We start from the raw sequence: 2203 nt of genomic DNA, 5'->3' as shown, positions 1-2203 counted from the left end.
AACCCGGGGCGGTTCAGATCTGGCGGCTTGCCCCGGCCTTGTTGCCGGGCCAGGCCGTGTGTCGGGTATGATTCGCGTGTCTTTTTGCCTGCCCCGGGGCCTGCCTGTTTGATAATCAAACCTCTCTTATCGACGATTGCCCTGCGTGAAGCGGTGCCCGCTGACGCTATATGCCTGAGCGCGCTGGGCATGCAGGTCTTTCTCGACACCTACGCAACGCAGGGCATCCGTGAGTCCATCGCACGCGAAGCCCTCGACGCGTTCTCCCCGCAGGCGTTTGCGCATCTGCTTGGCAAACCGGAAGCGCTCATTATCGTGGCTGAATCTCTAGGGCATCTGATCGGCTTCGCTCAGGTAACGCTGTGCGTCGATCACCCGATGCTTGGCGTATCGACGGCTGCCGAGTTGCAACGCCTCTATGTGCAGGAACGTTTCACTGGATGTGGAGCAGGGCGACTGTTACTCGAAGCCGCCGAGCAGCGCGCTACGGCCAGAAAGGCGGCGTTGATGTGGGCGACTGTCTGGGTTGGAAACCCGCGCGCGTTGGGGTTTTACCCGCGGCAGGGTTATGAAGTGAAAGGTTCGCCACGTTATCAGTTTCAGGGCGAAACGCATGAGAATAGGCTATTCGCCAAACTGCTCGGCGGGTCAAATCTGACGCGGAATTCTGTTTGATCAACGATTGCAGATGTGTGTCCCTGTGAGCGCAGCGGAACTCCGTGACGCCTCACAAGACTCGCGTTTATCCTTGCGCATCATTCTGAGCATTGTTGCCTTCAAGGAGTCGTTGCAGTGACCACCATCAAAATTACCGCGGGCGGATACGAGTTTCTGGCCGAAGCCAATCCGGATGCGCCGCAAACGGTGGAAGCGTTTCTCAAGCTGCTGCCTTATCGGCAGAAATTCATCCATGTGCGCTGGAGTGGCGAAGGCTGCTGGGTGCCGCTGGATGATTATCAACTGAAGCTGAATGACACGTTGATCGGTTTCGAGAACGCAACGAGTCATCCTTCTGTGGGCGACATTCTGTTTTATCCGGGTGGTTACAGCGAAACCGAGATTATCCTGGCGTACGGTTCGTGCTGTTTCGCCAGCAAGATGGGGCAACTGGCCGGCAATCACTTTCTGACCATCACTCAAGGCAAGGAAAACCTGCGCAAACTGGGCGTCAAGACGCTTTGGGAAGGCGCTCAGGATGTGGTTTTCGAGCTGGCCTGAGCCTGTGGTTATTGCGCAGTAGTCATTTGCCAGCATTTCTCGGAACTGCTGATCTTCGCCAGGGGTCTAGTCCACAATGCTTCCAGCTCCCGGAAGCCGACCTGGAGACAAGACCTTGAATATCTTTGAAGCATTGCGTGAAAGCCATGATCGTCAGCGCGGTTACGCTGACGCACTGATCCAGACCAGCGGCGACAGTACCGAGCGAGAGAAAGCCTACAAACAGCTCAAGGATGAGCTTCAGGCTCACGAGACAGCCGAAGAGCGGTTTTTCTACATTCCCCTGATGGCCCACGACAATGGCGTGGACCTCAGTCGCCATGCCATTTCCGAGCATCATGAAATGGACGAGATGATGGAAGAGCTCGATGAAACCGAGATGTCGAGCCCGGCCTGGCTGGCGACTGCGAAAAAGCTGTCGGAAAAAGTGCATCACCACTTGAAGGAAGAAGAGCAGAAGTTCTTTCAGATGGCGGGCAAGTTACTTGATGAAAAGCAGAAACAGAGCCTGGCTGGCGAATACGTGAAGGAATACGAAGAGCAATTGGCTGAGGGGTAACAGGCCCGTGCAGTGCTAGAATCGGCTTTTTCATCAGCGAAGGCACGACATGAAGTTTCTGTTTTTGACGAGCGCAACGGTGATTGCGGCAACGGTTCTGGCCGGGTGCGCAGCGCCTTCAAACTCAGCACGTGCGGCAGGGCCATTCAAGGTCCTGTCGAGTGCCAAACAGGATGCCGCCGTTGCCCAGTGCATTCAGGTGACCTGGCAGAACGAAGCGATGTTTGGCACATCTTCAGATGTGTTCCTGCATGATCTTTCCGGTGGCGGCTTCACCGTGTTCACTACCGAATCCAGGTATTTCGCAGACGTACACGCCAAAGGTCCTGCCACTGCTGTCGAGTTCTACGCCCCGCAGGGCGATACCCAGGCCGCCTTGCGATCTGCTGCGATTGCTACCTGCCTCTGACTGAATCTCTTGCCAAT

At 56.0% G+C, this 2203-nt stretch carries 4 protein-coding genes; all 4 read left to right on the top strand.

What is annotated here, in order from left to right:
* Window positions 1-108 precede the first annotated feature (108 nt).
* Entirely contained in the window at window positions 109-675 is a 567-nt protein-coding gene (locus ALO64_RS01635; RefSeq protein ID WP_161794697.1) for a GNAT family N-acetyltransferase, read from the top strand.
* A gap of 117 nt (window positions 676-792) precedes the next feature.
* Window positions 793-1218, top strand: a complete 426-nt coding sequence (locus ALO64_RS01630; protein ID WP_002553696.1) for a DUF3830 family protein — start codon at window positions 793-795, stop codon at window positions 1216-1218.
* 115 nt (window positions 1219-1333) lie between these two features.
* Window positions 1334-1777, top strand: a complete 444-nt coding sequence (locus tag ALO64_RS01625) for a hemerythrin domain-containing protein (protein WP_044344658.1) — start codon at window positions 1334-1336, stop codon at window positions 1775-1777.
* A gap of 49 nt (window positions 1778-1826) precedes the next feature.
* Complete coding sequence (locus ALO64_RS26075) at window positions 1827-2186, top strand: hypothetical protein (protein WP_005743630.1); 360 nt, start codon at window positions 1827-1829, stop codon at window positions 2184-2186.
* The last annotated feature ends 17 nt before the right edge of the window (window positions 2187-2203 follow it).

Source organism: Pseudomonas meliae (genome assembly GCF_001400515.1).
In the GTDB taxonomy this organism is placed as follows: Bacteria; Pseudomonadota; Gammaproteobacteria; order Pseudomonadales; family Pseudomonadaceae; genus Aquipseudomonas; species Aquipseudomonas amygdali.
This window is presented reverse-complemented; position numbering and strand designations above follow the sequence as displayed.